17 protein-coding genes are annotated in these 18,380 nt (G+C 69.9%); 13 read left to right on the top strand and 4 right to left on the bottom strand.

Annotated features, from left to right (window positions below; all coding sequences use genetic code 11):
- Complete coding sequence (locus tag ACIBJH_RS34160) at nt 1-240, bottom strand: hypothetical protein (RefSeq protein ID WP_399120787.1); 240 nt, start codon at nt 238-240, stop codon at nt 1-3.
- 327 nt (nt 241-567) lie between these two features.
- Nucleotides 568-1,734: a xylose isomerase gene (gene xylA, locus ACIBJH_RS34155; RefSeq protein WP_399120786.1), complete on the bottom strand. Its 1,167-nt coding sequence runs from the start codon at nt 1,732-1,734 to the stop codon at nt 568-570.
- A 132-nt stretch (nt 1,735-1,866) separates the two neighbouring features.
- Here xylA and xylB point away from each other — a divergent pair, with 132 nt between their 5' ends.
- The 7 genes from xylB (at nt 1,867) to ACIBJH_RS34120 (ending at nt 11,004) form a co-directional block, all read left to right on the top strand.
- Nucleotides 1,867-3,312 (top strand): xylulokinase, encoded by a 1,446-nt coding sequence (gene xylB, locus ACIBJH_RS34150; protein ID WP_399120785.1) that lies wholly within the window; start codon nt 1,867-1,869, stop codon nt 3,310-3,312.
- 42 nt (nt 3,313-3,354) lie between these two features.
- Nucleotides 3,355-4,605, top strand: coding sequence for an ROK family protein (locus ACIBJH_RS34145; RefSeq protein WP_399120784.1), 1,251 nt, complete (start codon nt 3,355-3,357; stop codon nt 4,603-4,605).
- Between the two features lie 187 nt (nt 4,606-4,792).
- Nucleotides 4,793-6,277 carry an APC family permease gene (locus ACIBJH_RS34140; RefSeq protein ID WP_399120783.1) on the top strand — a complete coding sequence of 495 codons (1,485 nt, stop codon included), beginning with the start codon at nt 4,793-4,795 and terminating at the stop codon, nt 6,275-6,277.
- Nucleotides 6,274-7,287 (top strand): acetamidase/formamidase family protein, encoded by a 1,014-nt coding sequence (locus tag ACIBJH_RS34135; protein ID WP_399120782.1) that lies wholly within the window; start codon nt 6,274-6,276, stop codon nt 7,285-7,287. The genes ACIBJH_RS34140 and ACIBJH_RS34135 overlap by 4 nt, the downstream gene beginning before the upstream one ends.
- A gap of 19 nt (nt 7,288-7,306) precedes the next feature.
- Nucleotides 7,307-7,906, top strand: coding sequence for an N-acetylmuramoyl-L-alanine amidase (locus ACIBJH_RS34130; RefSeq protein WP_399120781.1), 600 nt, complete (start codon nt 7,307-7,309; stop codon nt 7,904-7,906).
- A 162-nt stretch (nt 7,907-8,068) separates the two neighbouring features.
- Nucleotides 8,069-9,346: a GAF domain-containing protein gene (locus ACIBJH_RS34125; RefSeq protein ID WP_399120991.1), complete on the top strand. Its 1,278-nt coding sequence runs from the start codon at nt 8,069-8,071 to the stop codon at nt 9,344-9,346.
- A gap of 134 nt (nt 9,347-9,480) precedes the next feature.
- Nucleotides 9,481-11,004 carry an aldehyde dehydrogenase family protein gene (locus ACIBJH_RS34120; protein ID WP_399120780.1) on the top strand — a complete coding sequence of 508 codons (1,524 nt, stop codon included), beginning with the start codon at nt 9,481-9,483 and terminating at the stop codon, nt 11,002-11,004.
- Nucleotides 11,005-11,129: 125 nt separating this feature from the next.
- Here the strand turns inward: ACIBJH_RS34120 and ACIBJH_RS34115 are convergent, their stop codons facing one another.
- Nucleotides 11,130-11,894 carry an SDR family NAD(P)-dependent oxidoreductase gene (locus ACIBJH_RS34115; RefSeq protein WP_399120779.1) on the bottom strand — a complete coding sequence of 255 codons (765 nt, stop codon included), beginning with the start codon at nt 11,892-11,894 and terminating at the stop codon, nt 11,130-11,132.
- A 51-nt stretch (nt 11,895-11,945) separates the two neighbouring features.
- A complete protein-coding gene (locus ACIBJH_RS34110; RefSeq protein WP_399120777.1) occupies nt 11,946-12,878 on the bottom strand; it encodes an NADP-dependent oxidoreductase in 933 nt (310 codons plus the stop codon).
- Between the two features lie 313 nt (nt 12,879-13,191).
- Here ACIBJH_RS34110 and ACIBJH_RS34105 point away from each other — a divergent pair, with 313 nt between their 5' ends.
- The 6 genes from ACIBJH_RS34105 to ACIBJH_RS34080 all read left to right on the top strand — a co-directional run bounded on the left by ACIBJH_RS34105 (nt 13,192) and on the right by ACIBJH_RS34080 (nt 18,349).
- Nucleotides 13,192-13,650 (top strand): MarR family winged helix-turn-helix transcriptional regulator, encoded by a 459-nt coding sequence (locus ACIBJH_RS34105; protein ID WP_399120776.1) that lies wholly within the window; start codon nt 13,192-13,194, stop codon nt 13,648-13,650.
- Between the two features lie 674 nt (nt 13,651-14,324).
- Nucleotides 14,325-15,095: an SDR family NAD(P)-dependent oxidoreductase gene (locus ACIBJH_RS34100; RefSeq protein WP_399120775.1), complete on the top strand. Its 771-nt coding sequence runs from the start codon at nt 14,325-14,327 to the stop codon at nt 15,093-15,095.
- 59 nt (nt 15,096-15,154) lie between these two features.
- Nucleotides 15,155-15,589, top strand: coding sequence for an ester cyclase (locus ACIBJH_RS34095; protein ID WP_399120773.1), 435 nt, complete (start codon nt 15,155-15,157; stop codon nt 15,587-15,589).
- A 113-nt stretch (nt 15,590-15,702) separates the two neighbouring features.
- Entirely contained in the window at nt 15,703-16,818 is a 1,116-nt protein-coding gene (locus ACIBJH_RS34090; RefSeq protein WP_399120772.1) for a cupin domain-containing protein, read from the top strand.
- A complete protein-coding gene (locus tag ACIBJH_RS34085) occupies nt 16,815-17,645 on the top strand; it encodes a fumarylacetoacetate hydrolase family protein (protein ID WP_399120771.1) in 831 nt (276 codons plus the stop codon). Before ACIBJH_RS34090 ends, ACIBJH_RS34085 begins: the two co-directional genes overlap by 4 nt.
- 5 nt (nt 17,646-17,650) lie before the next feature.
- Entirely contained in the window at nt 17,651-18,349 is a 699-nt protein-coding gene (locus ACIBJH_RS34080) for a maleylpyruvate isomerase family mycothiol-dependent enzyme (protein ID WP_399120770.1), read from the top strand.
- Nucleotides 18,350-18,380: the final 31 nt, after the last annotated feature.

Genomic DNA, 18,380 nt, shown 5'->3' with positions numbered 1-18,380 from the left:
CTAGCCGAGCAGGGACGGGAGCAGCGACTGGATGTCGCTCGGGACCTCGCTCGGCAGTTCCGAGGGGAGGTTCGAGGGGAGCGCCGTCGGGAGCTTGGTCGGCAGACTGGTGGGGAGTTTCGTCGGGAGGCTCAGGGACGGGCTCTTGCTCGAACTGCTCTCCGCCGGCTGCTTCTTGTCCGGTGAGTCGTGTCCCCCGAAGACCATCAGTGCGACGGCGACGACGGCTCCGACCGCCACGATCACGGTGAGCAGGACGAAGAGCGGTCGGGGGCGCCTGCGGGGCGGCGGTTCATAGTCTCCGTAGCCCCCTCCCGATCCGTGCCCGAAGTCTCCGGGAGGTGGTCCGAAGCCGCCTCCTTGAGGCGGGGTGGCGTCCGGTGGCCCGGGCGGTCGAGGCGGTACGGGCGGCATGGCCATACCGACAAGAGTCGTCTCGTGGAGGTCATGACGCGACCCCCGCGCGGTGGTTGATACGGACTCATGCCGTGGATCGCATGATTCCGGAGCATTCCGCGCGGGGGTCGGTCACAGCCTGGGGTTCGAGTGACGCACGCGTGCGTGCCGTCAGCCGCGTGCTCCCAGGAGGTGGTCCATGGCTAGCTGGTCGAGCTGCTCGAAGGCCATCCCGCGCTGGGCGGCGGCCTCCACGTCGAAGTCCTCGAACGCCGAGCGGTCCGCGAGCAGCGCCTTGAGGCCGTCGGCCGCGGTCTGCTGGGCCAGCTCGTCCAGACGCGAGGCGCGCAGCGCCTCCTGGACCACCGGGTCGGCACGGAACGCGGCCGAACGCTCCTTCAGGATCAGGTAGTTGCGCATGCAGCCGGCCGCCGACGCCCACACGCCGTCGAGGTCCTCGGTGCGCGGCGGCTTGAAGTCGAAGTGCTTCGGGCCGGCGTAACCGGCGCTCTCCAGGAGGTCGACCAGCCAGAAGGCGGCACGCAGGTCGCCGTTGCCGAAGCGCAGGTCCTGGTCGTACTTGATGCCCGACTGGCCGTTGAGGTCGATGTGGAAGAGCTTGCCCGCCCACAGGGCCTGGGCGATGCCGTGCGGGAAGTTGAGCCCGGCCATCTGCTCGTGGCCGACCTCGGGGTTGACGCCGTAGAGCTCGGGGCGCTCCAGGCGCTCGATGAACGCCAGGGCGTGGCCGACGGTGGGGAGCAGGATGTCGCCGCGGGGCTCGTTCGGCTTGGGCTCGATGGCGAACTTCAGGTTGTAGCCCTGTTCGGTGACGTACTCGCCGAGGAGGTCGAAGGCCTCCTTCATGCGGTCGAGCGCGACGCGTACGTCCTTGGCTGCGCCGGACTCGGCGCCCTCACGGCCGCCCCAGGCGACGTAGGTCTCGGCGCCGAGTTCGACGGCGAGGTCGATGTTGCGGATCGTCTTGCGCAGGGCGTAGCGGCGCACGTCGCGGTCGTTCGCGGTGAACGCGCCGTCCTTGAAGACGGGGTGCGTGAAGAGGTTGGTGGTCGCCATCGGCACCTTCATGCCGGTCGCGTCGAGGGCCTCGCGGAAGCGCTTGATGTGCGCCTCGCGCTCGGTGTCCGAGGACCCGAAGGGGATCAGGTCGTCGTCGTGGAAGGTCACACCGTGGGCCCCCAGCTCGGACAGGCGCTGCACCGTCTCGACCGGGTCGAGGGCACGGCGGGTGGCGTCGCCGAACGGGTCCCTTCCCTGCCAGCCGACGGTCCACAGGCCGAAGGTGAACCTGTCCTCGGGGGTGGGCTGGTAGTTCATGATGCGGCTCCTTGTTGCTTCGCTCCGACTATTTCGTCATGGCAGTTTACAAATTAGTATGCCGGAGCGTCCCTGGGAAGGGACAATGTGTCTCCGGGCGGAGACACATGCCGCACACAAGGGAGAAACCCGATGTCAGCAGCCGAGGGTCCGCTCGTCGTCGGCGTGGATTCGTCCACGCAGTCCACCAAGGCACTGGTCGTCGACGTGTCCACCGGCCAGATCGTCGCGAGTGGCCAGGCGCCGCACACCGTCTCCTCGGGGGCGGGCCGGGAGAGTGACCCCCGGCAGTGGTGGGACGCCCTGTGCGAGGCCCTGCGCCAGTGCGGGGACGCGGCCCACGAAGCGGCGGCCGTGTCGATCGGCGGCCAGCAGCACGGCCTGGTCACCCTGGACGCGCAGGGCGAGCCGGTGCGCCCGGCCATGCTGTGGAACGACGTGCGGTCGGCGCCGCAGGCCACCCGTCTGATCGAGGAACTGGGCGGTCCGAAGGCCTGGGCGGAGCGCACCGGCAGCGTGCCCGGGGCTTCCTTCACGGTCACGAAGTGGGCCTGGCTCGCCGAGCACGAGCCGGAGGCGGTACGGGCCACGGCGGCCGTCCGTCTCCCCCACGACTACCTCACCGAACGGCTCACGGGCCAGGGCACCACCGACCGCGGCGATGCCTCCGGCACGGGCTGGTGGGCCTCGGGGACCGAGTCGTACGACGAGGAGATCCTCCGGCATGTCGGGCTCGACCCGGCGCTGCTGCCCCGGGTGGTGCGGCCGGGCGAGGTGGCGGGCACGGTGCGGGACTGCCACGACCTGCCGTTCTCCAAGGGCACGCTCGTCGCCCCCGGAACCGGCGACAACGCGGCCGCCGCGCTGGGCCTGGGCCTGCGCCCCGGCGCGCCCGTGCTCAGCCTCGGCACCTCGGGCACGGTGTACGCCGTGTCGAGGCACCGCCCTGCCGACCCGTCCGGCACGGTCGCGGGCTTCGCCGACGCGCACGGCGACTGGCTGCCTCTGGCCTGCACCCTGAACTGCACCCTCGCCGTCGACCGGATCGCGACCCTGCTCGGCCTGGACCGGAATGCCGTGGAACCCGGCACATCGGTCACGCTGCTCCCCTACCTGGACGGCGAGCGCACCCCGAACCTCCCCAACGCCTCGGGCCTCCTGCACGGCCTGCGCCACGACACCACCGGCGGCCAGCTCCTCCAGGCCGCTTACGACGGTGCCGTGCACGCCCTGCTCGGCGCACTCGACCTGGTCCTCGACGAGGACGCGGACCGCACCACGCCACTGCTGCTGATCGGCGGGGGCGCGCGGGGCACCGCCTGGCAGGAGACGGTACGGCGGCTGTCGGGGCGTCCCGTCCAGGTGCCCGAGGCGAAGGAGCTGGTCGCGCTGGGTGCCGCCGCACAGGCCGCGGGCCTGCTGACCGGCGAGGACCCGGCCGCGGTGGCCCGGCGCTGGAACACGGCCGCCGGGCCGGTGCTGGACGCCGTGGAGCGGGACGAGGCGACGTTCGCGAGGATCTCCGGGGTACTCTCCGACGCGGCTCCGCTGCTCGAACGCGACCCGAGCGGCCGTTGACGCACACCGATCAAGGACTACCGATCGAGGACTGAGGGAGGCATGACCGCACCGCTGCACGAGGCACACCCCACCGGGCCCGGGCGTGCCCTGCCCGACACCCAGCAGGGCATGCGCCGCCGCAACCTCGCCCGGGTGATGCACACGGTGAGTGCCGAGGGTCCGCTCTCGCGTGCGGCCGTCGCCTCGCGCATCGGGCTGACCCGTGCGGCGGTGTCCACGCTGGTGGACGAGCTGATCCGGTCGGGGCTCCTCGAAGAGCTGGGCCCCGAGCGGCCCGGCCGGGTGGGCCGCCCCGGATCGGCGCTCGCCGTCAGCGGGCGCGGTCCGGCCGGGATCGGCGCGGAGGTCGGGGTCGACCATCTCGCCGTCTGCGCGGTCGACCTGCGCGGCGAGATACGGGCCCGGGCGGTGCGGCACGGTGTGAACCGCGGCCGTTCCCCCGAGCCGGTGCTCGCCGAACTCACCGCGCTGGTACGGCAGGTCGTCGCCGAGGCGGACGCGGAGGGCCTGTGGCCGGCCGGGCTCGCGGTCGCCGTGCCCGGTCTGGTGGCCCGCGACGGCCGTACGGTCGTCCGTGCCCCGAACCTCGACTGGCACGACACGGATCTCGGCGCCCTGCTGCCCGCCGAACTCCCGCCCGTTGTGGACAACGAGGCCAACTTCGGCGGGCTCGCCGAACTCTGGCTGGGCGAGACCACCCCGCGTGACTTCCTGCATGTGTCGGCCGAGATCGGTATCGGCGCGGCGGTCGTCGTGGACGGCGGGCTGCTGCGCGGAACGCGCGGATTCGCCGGCGAGTTGGGGCATGTGCCGGTGCGTCCGGACGGGCCGGAGTGCGCGTGCGGCGGGCGCGGGTGTCTCGAACAGTACGCGGGCGAGGAGGCGGTGCTGCGCGCCGCCGGCCTTGAGCCCGGCGGGGACCGGGTCGGTCTGCTGGCCACCCGCGCCGCCGACGGCGACGAGGCGGTACGACGTGCCCTGCACGACGCCGGTACGGCGCTCGGCATCGCGCTGACGGGTGCGGTCAATCTGGTCGACCCTCAACTGGTTGTGCTGGGCGGCGCGTTGTCCGGGCTCGCGCCCTGGCTGCTGCCGTCGCTGGAGGCCGAGTTGGCGCGGCGCACTGCGGGCCCGCCCTGCCCGGTGTCGGTGTCGCTGCTGGGGCCCGAGGGTCCGCTGCTGGGCGCCGCGCACTCGGTGGTGCGGGGCGTGCTCGACGACCCCGCGACGGTGGCCGAACGAGCTGAACGAGCTGAACGAGCTGTGGACATCGTGGCCGAACAGGCCTGAAACACAACGGACTTCACTCGGCCTTCGCTCGTTCGGGTGGCCGGGTTTTCCACAGATCCTCCGTCGTCCACGGAAGCACGCCACGCCCTACTGCCCAACCCGCAAGCCCCGTACCGTGATTCACGCGAGGCGCAGCCGTCGTGACGTGAGAACGGCGGACAGGTGAGGGCGGACAGGGGGGATTCACGTGTCGGCGGAGACAGTTCAGGGGCTGCGACGGGATGCCGTCGGCCTGCGCGAGGTTCTCTTCCAGAGCGTCACCGCGATGGCGCCGGCCGCCGCGGTCGCCGCGTCGATCCCGTCGGGCGCGGCCTTCGCGGGCGGCAGTCTGCCGCTGTCGGTGCTGATCGCGCTGGTGGCCTGCCTGTTCACCGCGTCCTGCGTGGCGGAGCTGGCCCGGGAGTTGCCCGCCGCCGGTTCGGTCGCCACATACGCGGCACAGGGACTGCACCCGACCGTCGGCTTCCTGGTCGGCTGGGGCTATGTCTTCGTGGAGGCACTGGTCCCACCACTGCTGCTCCTCCAACTCGGCTTCACCACGGCGGGCACCCTGCACCAGGAGTGGTCCTCGTATCCGGAGAACCTGTGGTGGCCGTGGGCGCTCGCGGGCGCGGCGATAATCACGGCGGCCGGCTGGTTCGGAGCACGCGACTCCGCCCGCTTCGGCACGGTCCTCGGGGTCTTCGAGATTCTCGTCTTCCTGGTGTTCGCCCTGTGGCTGATCGGCAAGGCCGGCAGCGCCAACACCCTGTCCGTCTTCGGCACTTCGCACACCGCGAAGGACTACTCGGGCCTGGGCGGAGTCTTCGCCGGCTCGGTCTACACGGTGCTCGCGTTCGCCGGATTCGAGGCCGCGGCACCGCTCGCCGAGGAGACCCGGGACCCGCGCCGGACGATGCACCGCGCGGTGCTCGGCGCGGCCCTCGGCATCGGCCTCTTCTACGTGCTGACGACCTACGCCATGACGGTGTACTACGGCCCGGACCGCTTCAGCGGATTCGGGGCCTCCGGCGCCGCGTCCTGGGAGGGGGTGGCCCGCGCGTCGTTCGGGCTGTTCTGGGTGCTGGTGTTCCTGGCCGTGGTCAACTCGACGATCGCCAACGCCAATGCGTGCGCCACCGTCTCGACCCGCACCGCCTTCGCCCTGGCCCGCATCCGGATACTCCCCCGCGTCCTCGCGACGCTGCACCCCCGCCACCGCTCCCCCGTCGCCGGAATCGCCGTGCAGACCGTCGTCGCGGTGGGCGCCGTACTGGGCCTCGGCCTCGGCTACGACCCGGTGACCGCGTTCCTCCTGCTGGCCACGGTGATCGTCACGGTCGTCATCGGCGTCTACATCGTCGTGAACCTGGCCTGTGCGGGCTACTTCCTGCGCCGCAGACGCGAGTTGCTCAAGCCGGTACGCCACCTGCTGGTGCCACTCCTCGGGATCGTGGCATTCGTCCCGGCCCTGCTCACCGCGGCGGGCCTCCCGGTCTTCGACTTCGTCACCGAGCTGACCGCACCCGTCTCGTACGCCGGACCGGTCGTCGGCGTCTGGATGGCGGCAGGGGTCGTAGTGCTGCTGGTTCTGCTACGGCGTCACCCCGAGCGAATAGCCGAGACCGCCCGTGTCCATCTCGACGAACCCGCCGCCGGCGGTCCTTCTCAGAACGGAGCAGTGCAGCCATGAACGACCCCCGGATCCTGACGGTGCGGCCCGAACCGGGCGAGTACGCCTGGACGTTCGGCGGCGCGCCGCCCGTGGCGCGCATCGCGCCCGGCACGGTTCTCGACCTGTACACGGAGGACTGCTTCGCCGGGCGGGTGCGGTCCGAGAAGGACCTGGTGTCCGAGGTGTGCGAGTTTCCGTTCCTCAACCCGCAGACCGGCCCCTTCCATGTGGAGGGCGCGGAGCCTGGCGACACCGTCGCCGTGCACTTCGTGTCGATCGAACCGGCCCGCGACTGGGCCGCCTCGACCACCGTCCCCCTCTTCGGCGCGCTGACGTCTACGCACACGACGGCGACACTGCAGCCGCCGCTTCCGGAGACCGTCTGGATCTGGCAGTTGGACCGCACCCGCCGCACGGCGTTGTTCCGCGCGCGGGACAGCGACATCGAAATCGAGCTGCCCATGGACCCGATGCACGGAACGGTGGGCGTGGCCCCCGCCAATCTGGAGGTGCGGTCGGCGCTGGTGCCCGACGCGCACGGCGGGAACATGGACACGCCCGAGATGCGGGCCGGGGTCACCTGCTATCTCGGGGTCAACGTCGAGGGCGCGCTCCTCAGCCTCGGTGACGGGCACGCCCGGCAGGGCGAGGGCGAGACCTGTGGTGTCGCGGTCGAGTGCGCGATGAACACCGTGGTGATCGTGGAGCTGCTCAAGGGCGTCGCCACGCCCTGGCCGCGCATCGAGTCGGACACGCACATCATCTCGACGGGTTCGGCACGCCCGTTGGAGGACGCGTTCCGGATCTCGCAGCTCGACCTGGTGCGCTGGCTGGTGCGGGACTACGGGTTCAGTGAACTGGACGCTTATCAATTCGCGACCCAGGCCGTCGAATCGCCGTTGGCCAACGTGTGCGACACCAACTACACCTGCGTGGCCAAGATCCGCAAAGAGTGGCTGCCCGCGCGCGAGACTCACCGAGGGCTGCACGAGCGGTTGCGTGAGACCGCGGCGGCCCTCCGCCACTGAACCGAAAGGCGACCCGACCATGGAACGGGCAACACCGCTCCCGAGCAGGCGATGGCTCCTGAAGGGCGCCGCCCTCGCCGCCGTCCCCTACGCGTTACTCCCCGCCCCACAGGCCGACGCACGGCCGCAGGCCGTCGACTATCCGTCGGCAGAATGGCAGCCGGCGACCTCCTCCAACTACACGGCGTCCAGCCGCCCCGGCAGCTATCCCGTCGACTACGTGGTCGTCCACGTCACCCAGGAGACGTACGCCTCGACGCTGTCCATCTTCCAGAATCCGAAGAAGAAGGTGTCCGCGCACTACCTCGTGCGGTCGGCCGACGGGCATGTGGCGCAGTGCGTCCGGGAGGCCAACATCGCCTGGCACGCGGGGAATTGGGACTACAACACCCGCAGCATCGGCATCGAGCACGAGGGCTGGGTGGATCAGCCCTCGTACTTCACCGACGCGCTCTACGAGCAGTCGGCCAGGCTCACGGCGGCGCTCTGCGCGAAGTACGGGCTCCCCAAGGACCGTTCCCACATCATCGGGCACTACGAGGTACCGGGCACCGACCACACCGATCCGGGGCCGAAGTGGGACTGGACCCGCTACATAAGGCTGGTCACTTCAGCCTGATCCGACCGGGATGTGCCGCGTTCGGACCGGCCCGGTCGAAACGGTTGTCCGTACCCTTCCCCGGAGTGACGATGTCCGCAGGCGTTTCCCCGCCGTATCGCGGGCGTGTCACCGCTGTATCGCGGTACTCGCGACGCCGTGTCGCCTTCCTGGGAGGCCGAGTTGACCGATCCATGGGTGGCCCTGGAACCGGGGGCCGACCCTGCCGAGCGGGTGCGGGTGCTGCGCCGGGCGCACGAGACGTTCGCCGTGGCGGGCACGGTGCCGCAGCCGGTGCGCTCGGTGGTGGCGGATTCCTGGCGGCGTTCGGCTCGTGCCGGTGTCGGTCCCGAGGGCACGGCGAACGTCGAGCTCACGGACGGCGACCTGGGCGCCTATCGCGCGCAGCATCCGCTGGCGCGGGTGATGCCGCTGATCCGGGAGTTGATGGGCACGTTCGCTGCGGACGGCGAGCATCTGCTCGCGGTGTGCGACGCGCAGGGCAGGCTGTTGTGGGTCGAGGGGCATCCGGCGACCCGGCGGAAGGCCGGGCGGATGAACTTCGTGCCGGGTGCGCGCTGGTCGGAGAGTGCGGTCGGGACGAACGCGCCGGGTACGGCCGTCGCCGTGGACCGGCCGGTGCAGGTGTTCGCGGCCGAGCACTTCATCCGGCGGGTGCAGCCGTGGACGTGTGCGGCGGCTCCGGTGCACGATCCGCGCACCGGGCGGGTGCTCGGTGCCGTGGACATCACCGGTGGGAACGGGCTGGCACATCCGCACAGCCTGGGGTTCGTGCAGGCGGTGGCGCGCGCCGCCGAGTCACAGTTGGCGCTGCTCGCCCCGGAACAGACGTCGGTGGACGGACCCGAACTGTCCGCGCTCGGCCGGGACGAGGCCCAACTGTGCATCGACGGACGGAAGATGAGGCTGAGTCGTCGGCACAGCGAGATTCTGGTGATGCTGGCCCGGCATCCCGAGGGGCTGACCGGCGACGAGCTGCTGTGCGCGCTGTACGAGGACGAGTCGGTGCCGCCGGTGACGCTGCGGGCCGAACTGGCCCGGCTGCGCAGGCTGTTGGGACCGGGTCTGCTCGCCTCGCGTCCCTACCGGCTCACGCTGCCGGTCGAGTCCGATGTGGCGATCGTCGAACGGCGGCTCGAAGGAGGTGCCGTCACGGGAGCCGCGAGGGCGTACACGGGTCCGCTGCTGCCGGGTTCGCAGGCTCCGGCGGTGGTACGGCTCAGGGCACGACTGGCGGACGGCCTCCGTACGGCGTTGATCGCCCGCCGCGACCCGGACCTGCTGGCCGACTGGGCACACGCGCCGTGGGGCGAGGACGACCTCGACGTCTGGCGGGCGCTGGCGGCGATACGTCCGACGGCACCGGTGCGTTCCCGGCTCGCGGCCCTGGAGTCGGAGTTGGCGGCGCCGGGTACTTGGTCCCGCGGGACGGGCCGCTGACGTGACTCAGCTGACCTGACTCGGCCGACGTACCTCACGGGAGGCGCCGCAACGTACATGCAACGTCCCGCTCCCTAGCCTCGCGCCGAGAGCTGCCCAACGGCGGGCAGCACTGCTCCGGGAGGCACACCAGCATGACCCGTTACACGGCACCCGGCACCGAGGGCGCGATCGTCTCCTACCAGGCGCGCTACGACCACTTCATCGGCGGCGAGTACGTGCCGCCGGCTCGCGGGCAGTACTTCGAGAACCCGTCCCCGGTGAACGGGCAGCCGTTCACGGAGATCGCGCGCGGCACCGCGGAGGACGTGGAGCGGGCACTGGACGCGGCGCACGCCGCCGCGCCGGGCTGGGGGCGCAGCTCGGTGACCGAGCGTTCCGACATCCTGCTCAAGATCGCCGACCGGATGGAAGCGAACCTGGAGACCCTCGCGGTCGCGGAGAGCTGGGAGAACGGCAAGCCGGTCCGCGAGACCCTCGCCGCCGACATCCCGCTGGCCATCGACCACTTCCGCTACTTCGCGGGGGCGATCCGGGCACAGGAGGGTTCGCTGGGCGAGGTCGACGACGACACGGTGGCGTACCACTTCCACGAGCCGCTCGGGGTCGTGGCGCAGATCATCCCGTGGAACTTCCCCATCCTGATGGCGACTTGGAAGCTGGCCCCGGCGCTCGCGGCGGGCAACGCGGTCGTCATCAAGCCCGCCGAGCAGACTCCGGCGTCCATCCACTACTGGATGAGCCTGATCGCGGACCTGTTGCCGCCGGGTGTGGTGAACATCGTCAACGGTTTCGGTGTGGAGGCGGGCAAGCCGCTCGCGTCCAGCCCCCGTGTGGCGAAGGTCGCCTTCACCGGCGAGACCACCACGGGGCGGTTGATCATGCAGTACGCCTCGGAGAACATCAAGCCGGTCACGCTGGAACTGGGCGGCAAGTCGCCGAACATCTTCTTCGACGACGTGTCGTCGGCGAACGACGACTTCCTCGACAAGGCGCTCGAAGGCTTCACGATGTTCGCGCTCAACCAGGGCGAGGTGTGCACCTGCCCGTCCCGGGCGCTCGTCCAGCGCGGCCACTACGCCGACTTCCTCCAGGCGGCTGTCGCCCGCACGGAGTTGATCAAGCCGGGGCACCCCCTCGACACCGACACGATGATCGGTGCCCAGGCCTCCAACGACCAGCTGGAGAAGATCCTCTCCTACCTGGACATCGGCCGGCAGGAGGGCGCGAAGGTCCTCACGGGTGGCGAACGCATCGACTACGACGGCGAGTTGAAGGGCGGCTACTACGTCCAGCCGACGATCTTCGAGGGCGACAACCGGATGCGGATCTTCCAGGAGGAGATCTTCGGGCCGGTGGTCTCGGTGACGTCGTTCGACGACTTCGACGACGCGATCAAGGTCGCGAACGACACGCTGTACGGTCTCGGCGCCGGTGTGTGGACCAGGGACATCAACACGGCGTACCGCGCGGGCCGGGCGATCCAGGCGGGCCGGGTATGGACGAACTGCTACCACGCGTACCCGGCGCACGCGGCGTTCGGCGGCTACAAGCAGTCCGGTATCGGCCGTGAGAACCACAAGATGATGCTGGACCACTACCAGCAGACCAAGAACCTATTGGTGAGCTACTCGCCGAAGAAGCTCGGCTTCTTCTAGGCTCAAATGAAAGGGTGCCTGACCTGGGAGAACTCCCGGCAGGCACCCTTCACGGTGCCGAGGACAGCGGACCGGCCGACCGAGCGGGCGTGCGCACCGACCGCCCGCGGCCGCTTGAGGACCCGTCAACGCGTGGTCTGGCCTCCGTCGACCACGAACACACCGCCGGTGGTGAAGGAAGCAAGCGGGGACGCCAGGTAGAGGACCATACCGACGATCTCCTCCGGCTCGGCGGGGCGGCCCAGTTGAGAGGCGGCGGTGACGGTCGCCCGCATCTGCGGGTCGTCGAGCCAGGCCTGGGTCATGGGGGTGTGCACGAGCCCGGGGGCGAGGGCATTGACTCGGATGCCCGCGGTGGCGTAGTCCACTGCGGCGGCCTTGCTGAGGCCGACAACGCCGTGCTTGGCCGCCACATAGGGCGACATGGCGGGGTCGGCTATGACGCCGGCGATCGACGCCGTGTTGATGATCGCCCCTCCGCCGGCGGTGACCATGTGGGCGATCTCGTACTTCATGGACAGGAACAGGCCCTTGAGGTCGACCGCGATCGTCCGGTCCCAGTCCGCCTCGCTCTGTTCCAGCAACGGCGCCATCGGCGGCAGCACGCCGGCGTTGTTGAACGCCACATGGAGGCCGCCGAACCTGTCGACCGCCGTGCGCACGAGCCGCTCGACCTGCTCGGCCACGGTGACGTCGGTGGGCACGAAAAGTGCGGTGCCTCCGGCGTCCTCGATGGCCCCGACCGTTTCCTCACTGCGCTTGTCCACGTCCCCGATGACCACGGTGGCCCCTTGGGCCGCGAAGGCGAGGGCGGTGGCGCGGCCGATGCCGGTGGCGGCGCCGGTGATGAGAACGACTTTCCCGGTGAAGTCCAGCAACTGCTCGGACATGAGGTGACTTCCTGCCTGGCCGTTGGGTCCACCCGTCTCCATGACGGGCACTCAGAAGGTGATGACGACCTTGCCGCGCAGGTGCTTGGCCGCGTAGTCGGCCAAAGCCTGCGGAGCGTCGGCGAACGGGTAGGTCGCGCTGATCTCCACCTGGAGTTGTCCGTCGGCGGCTCGGGCGGCGAGGTCGTCGAGCAGGCCCTCCGGGGTCCGGGTGCCGGTGTAGACGGCGGTGACGCCCCGGTCGAAGGCCTCGGGGCCGCCGAGCGGAGAGACCACACGACCGCCCGGCTTGGTGGCGTCGGCCGACGAGGCGAGTGCCGGGCCCGCGTGAACGAGGTCGATCACCACGTCGGTCCCGCCGGGCGACCAGTCGAGCGCGGCCTGCGTGACATCGGCGCCGCGGTAGTCAACGGCCGCTTCGGCGCCCAGGCGCAGCAGGTAATCGTGCTCGTCGGCGCGGCCGGTGGCCAGCACTCTGGCGCCTGCCGCCTTGGCCAGTTGCACCGTGAACGAGCCGACTCCGCCGGATGCGCCGACCACGAGAACGGCATCGCCGGGCTGCACCTTGGCGGCGTCGACCAGCGCGGCCGCCGTCAGAGCCGCGGTGGGCAGGGCCGCACCGTGCGCGGCGTCGAGCGCGGCCGGACGCAGGGCCGCCGACGGTGCGGCCTGCACCAGAACGTACTCGGCGAGCGCACCGGAGGGGATGCCGTTCCAGGCGATGACCCGGTCGCCGATCGCGAAACGGGTGACACCCTCGCCCACCGCCTCGACCACACCGCTCACGTCGACGCCGGGAACGAAGGGATGCTCGATGGCGAACGCCTCCTTCATCGCGCCGGTCACCAGGACGAGATCCACCGCGTTGAGAGCTGCGGCCTCGGTGCGGACCAGGAGCTGGCCGGATCCGGGGGCGGGCTTGGGGACGTCGGTGATCTCAAGATCCTCGACCGGTTCGTAGGCGCGGGCGACGAGAGCCTTCATGACGGTCCTCCTTGCGGGTCCGCGACTCCACGGGACGGAAGCCGCAATTCTTTGCTGACACGTCCACATTACCTCTCTTCATTGACGTGTCAACCAAATCTGCTACTGCACCACCTTCAACGCGATGCACACCCCTTGTAGCGACATATCGATGAATCAACACAAGGAGCAGCCACCCGGGAGCCCGCTGCCCACCCGCCGACCACAGCCCGCAACAGGTCATCGAGCGCGTCGGGAGTCGCCGTGCGAGACCCAGATCCCCCGGGGCTCGAAAAATAGATGACCCATCAACATTGCTGCTAAAATCCGATTCATGGGTGAGACACGCTGGCTCGACGAACAGGAAGCTCTCGTCTGGCGGAAGTACCGAGACCTGAAGCGTGAGCTGCAGGCGGCGCAGGACCGACAGCTCGCACGGGACTCAGGCCTCTCCGGCGCCGACTACGCGCTGCTCGCCCCGCTCTCGGAAGCACCCGGGAGCGTACTGCGAGCCCGCGACCTCGGCCTGGAGGTGGGCTGGGAGCGCAGTCGGCTCTCGCACCAGGTCCGGCGGATGGAGCAGCGCGGACTGGTCGCAAGGGAGGCATGCGAGGACGATGCCCGCGGGTCGATGATCCGTCTCACGGACGCCGGGCGCGCAGCCATCGTCGAGGCCGCCCCGCGCCATGTCGATGTCGTCCGCAAGTACTTCTTCGACCCGTTGTCCAAGGACGAGGTCAAAGCGCTCGGCATCCTCTTCGATCGCATCCTGGACACCCTGGCCGAAGACTGAAGCGGGCTGCACCTGAGCCTGTCGAGAGTGGTGCGGTCCAGGTGGGGGCGAGTTCCAGGCGCGCGCCCGCTCAGCGGTGACCGCACGGGCAGGGCCGAACTTCTCGCGGTGGCAGCTGCGGTCGACGTCGACAGGCAGATCGCAGTCCCCGTCGACGTGAACAACCGACTGTGGCCTGACGCCCCGACCGGCCCGGAGCCGCTGTTACGGCGCGTCCGGGTCGGGGCCGCTGTTACGGCGCGTCCGGGTCGGGGCCGCGACGCCGATAGGTTCAGCGCCGGCCGCCCCTCCTCCTTCTCCGCAAACCAGGCGACCCCGGCATCCGAGTCGCACTGGACTCCCGCAAGGTCGACCTGCGCCGACAGGCGTTCCTCCGCAGTTTCGATCTTGAGCACGCCTTCGGGCCGTTCAAGCAGGCTCTGAGCAGCGGGCAGGAATTCACGCGCGGACGCCGGACGAGTTGTTGACGTGACAGCATCTCGTCGCTACTATCTTGTTGATGCATCAACAAGGTGATGATCGATCGAGAGGCGAAGGAGCGTGACTCCGGAAGCCACATCGGGTCGACTTCCCGAATTCCCCGACTTCCGCAGTGCCGGTTACGGAAGCGGGCCATCTCGTTGCAGAAAATCCGAAACCACATTGGATCGGACAGGCAAAATGAGTGACACAAAATGAGTGACATTCTCGCCGGAAAGGTCGTCGTCGTCACGGGCGCGGCAAGCGGTATCGGCCGGGCAATCGCGGTCTCGGCCGCGCAGCACGGAGCGAAGGCGGTCGTCATCGCCGATCTCACCGAGACACCCCTGGAGGGCGGCACCCCGGCCGTGCAGGAGATCGAGGGTCTCGGCGTTCCCGCGGGCTTCGTCCGCACCGACGTCACCCAACGGGTTCAGGTCGACGCCCTGATCGAGGCCGCGAGCGAGTTCGGCGGGGTCGATGTGATGGTGTGCAACGCGGGCATCACGCTGCGGTCGGACGGCGCCGACGTGTCGGAGGAGGACTTCCACCGGCTGATGGCCGTCAACCTCGACGGGGTGCTGTTCGGCGCGCAGGCGGCGGCGCGCCGGATGAAGGCCGCCGGCAGAGCCGGAAGCATCGTGCTGATGGGAAGCATGGGCGGCATCGTCGGCGCCGGTTTCACCGTCGCCTACTCCACCAGCAAGGGCGGTGTGGTGCTGATGGCCAAGGCCCTCGCCGACGCCCTCGGTCCGGACGGGATCCGGGTCAACGCCGTCTGCCCGGGCACGATCGACACCCATCTCCTGCGCACCACACCGGACGTCGCCGCCGCCGCGGAGAAGTTCGCCGAGCGCACGCCTCTGCGCCGCATCGGCAGGCCGTCGGAGATCGGCGACGCGGTCGCCTACCTCGGTTCTGATCTGTCCAGTTACGTCAGCGGTACCGCTCTCGTCGTCGACGGCGGTCTGACCTCGGTCATCTGAAAAGTGATGGAAAAGCGATCGGTCTCTCCTCTCGACAATCTCTTCACGGAAGGTCCCCCATGAGCAGCATCGATGTGAGCGAAGCCGCCAAGGCAGTCGTACGACGCAACACCGAGGAGGTGCAGGGCGGCGGCGATTTCGAGCTTTTCGACGAGTTGTTCGCCGACGACTTCCTGGACCACACTCCGCAGCCGGGCCGTACTCCCGACAAGGCCGGTGCGAAAGAGCTTTACCACGTCCTGCGAGAGGCGTTCCCCGACTTCCATGCCGTGATCCACTGGCAGGCGGCCGACGGAAATCTCGTGACGACCTACAAGACGTACCACGGAACTCACAAGGGCGAGATCTTCGGTGCCCCGGCGACCGGGCGGGAGATCCATTTCGAGACCGTGGACGCCATGCGTGTGGTCGACGGCAGGATCACCGAGCACTGGGGTGTGGCGAACCTCTTCTCCCTGCTGGAGCAGATCGGCGCCTGGCCGCCGGCGAACTGAGCCACGCCGCGAGCGGCCGCAGCCGTGCGGCACCCTCTCCGGCTGAGCACTTGCGGCCGCTCCCACCGCAGTGGCCGAGCAGAACGCAGCGAGACAAACGGAGCACGAAGATCATGACTGCACATACGACCGTTCCGCCCGCGGAATCCGGTGAATCCGGTGAATCCGGTGATGAGCAGGAACTCAAGGCGCTGTACGAGCAGTTCGGCGCGGCCCACATGATTCCCCTGTGGACGCAGATCGACGACCTGATGCCACACCGGCCCACGCCCCGCGCGGTGCCGTACCGGTGGAAGTGGAGTGAGCTGTACCCGCTGGCCCAGCGGTCGGGCGATCTGGTGCCCGTGGGCCGGGGCGGTGAGCGACGGGCCATCGCACTGGCCAATCCGGGTCTCGGAGGCATGCCTTTCGCCACTCCTACTCTGTGGGCGGCCATCCAGTACCTGGGCCCGCACGAGGTGGCGCCGGAACACCGGCACACGCAGAACGCCTTCCGCTTCATCCTGGAAGGCGAAGGCGTGTGGACCGTGGTGAACGGTGACCCGGTCGCGATGCGCCGGGGCGACTTCCTCCTGACACCGGGATGGAACTTCCACGGCCACCAGAATGTGACGAACGGGCCGATGGCCTGTCTCGACGGCCTCGACATCCCGATGGCCCACCAGAACGACACGGGCTTCTTCGAGTTCGGTCCGGACGAACTGACGGACACCTCCACCCCCGAGCGATCCCGTGCCGAACGCCTGTGGGCCCATCCCGGCCTGCAGCCGGTGGCCCTGCTGGGCCGACGCCCCAGCTCTCCGATCGCCGCGTACCGGTGGGAGCACACCGACCGGGCGCTGACCGAGCAGCTGGCGCTGGAGGACGAGGGCCACCCGGGCACGGTGGAGGCCGGCCACGCCGCTGTGCGCTTCACCAACCCGACCACCGGCGGCGACGCGCTTCCCACGATCCGGGCCGACTTCCATCGTCTGCGCGGGGGAACGGTCACGGCAGCCCACCAGGAAGTGGGGTCGAGCGTCTGGCAGGTCTTCACCGGCCGCGGCACCGCGATGATCGGCGGCGTGGAGCACGGCGTCGAGCAGGGGGATGTGTTCGTGGTCCCCTCCTGGGCGCTTTTCGAACTGCGCGCGGAGGAGCAGCTGGACCTGTTCCGCTTCAGTGACGCGCCCGTCTTCGAGGCTCTGCACCAGTACCGGCGGGCGAGCGGGACGGGGGTCGGCGCATGAGGCTTGCAACCATTCGTACGCCCCACGGGACCCGGGCGGTTCGGATCGACGCGGACGGCGCGGTGGAGTGCGGCCACGCCGATGTCGGTGTTCTGCTGGCGCAAGCGGACTGGCCGTCGGTCGCGGCAGCCGCGCACGGTCCGAGGCACGCACTGCGGGGCCTGCGGTACGCGCCCGTGGTTCCCCGGCCCGGCAAAATCATCGCGGTGGGCCTGAACTACCGGTCCCACATCAAGGAGATGGGCCGCGAGATGCCGGTCTATCCGACGCTGTTCGCGAAGTTTCCCGAGGTGCTGATCGGTGCCGACGACGACCTGGTCCTGCCCGCGGAGTCGGACGCCGTGGACTGGGAGGCGGAGCTGGCAGTCGTCGTCGGTGCCACGGTTCGTCATGCCGATGAGCAGACCGCCCGGCGGGCGATCGCCGGCTACAGCGTTCTGAACGACGTCTCGATGCGTGACTGGCAGTTCCGTACCAAGGAATGGCTCCAGGGGAAGATCTTCGAGGCCACGGCCCCCTTCGGCCCCCATCTGGTCACCCCCGACGAGGTTCCCGCGGACGCCGCCATCAGCAGCGAAGTGGACGGCGAGGTAATGCAGGCCTCGAAGATCTCGGACCTTCTGTTCGGCCCCGCGGAGCTGATCGCCTACATCTCCACGATCCTGACGCTGAACCCCGGCGATGTCATCGCCACCGGCACCACTGGTGGCGTGGGCCACGCCCGGTCCCCTCAGCGCTACCTCCAGCCGGGTCAGACCCTCGTCACCACGATCGAGGGCATCGGCAGGACCGTGACAGCGGTGCGCAAGGCGGAAGGATCCAGGTGAGCCGCATGGCCCGTCCCGATGAACCGCTGAAGTGGATGACCGCGGGCTTCGACTACTTCGCCGCCCACCTCGGCAGGCTGGCGGACGACCGGCTGACCGAGCCCAGCAGCCTTCCGGGCTGGACACGCAAGCACGTGATCGCCCATCTCGGCTTCAACGCCCGAGCGGTGGGCCGACTGGTCCGATGGGCGCGCGCCGGGCAGGAAACCCCGATGTACCCCAGCCCCACCGCGCGTGCCGAGGAGATCGCCGAGGGAGCCCAGTGGGACGGACGGCATCTGCGGCGCTTCGTCCGCGACGAGCAGGACGCGCTGTCCGACGCCCTCTACGCCCTGGACGACCTCGCCTGGAGCGCCATGGTCGTCACTGGTCAGGGGCGTACGGTTCCGGCCGAGGAGCTGCCCTGGATGCGCACGCGGGAGGTGTGGATCCACGCCCTTGACCTCGGTGCCGGGGGCGGTTTCGCCGACTTCCCTCCCGCCGTGCTCGACCGTCTGATCGCGGAGGCGGTGACGAAGCACCAGGCCATGAGGGTCCCCGACCTGGCCGTGCGAGCAACCGACCGCGCCGATGGCGCGGCGGGGCGACCGGCCCGCGTCGAAGGCACGGCCGCCGATCTCGCGCGGTGGCTGACCCGGCGTACGCCTGACGGCGTGCGTACTGCGGACGGCTCGCCCCTTCCGCAGCTGCGGCCCTGGCTCTGACCCTCCGGGCCATCCCCCCTTGCCCTTCCTC

The sequence above is a fragment of the Streptomyces sp. NPDC050548 genome, assembly GCF_044457385.1.
Taxonomy (GTDB): Bacteria; Actinomycetota; Actinomycetes; order Streptomycetales; family Streptomycetaceae; genus Streptomyces.
Note: the sequence above shows the minus strand (reverse complement) of the source record. Positions and strands in the feature narration are given on the sequence as shown.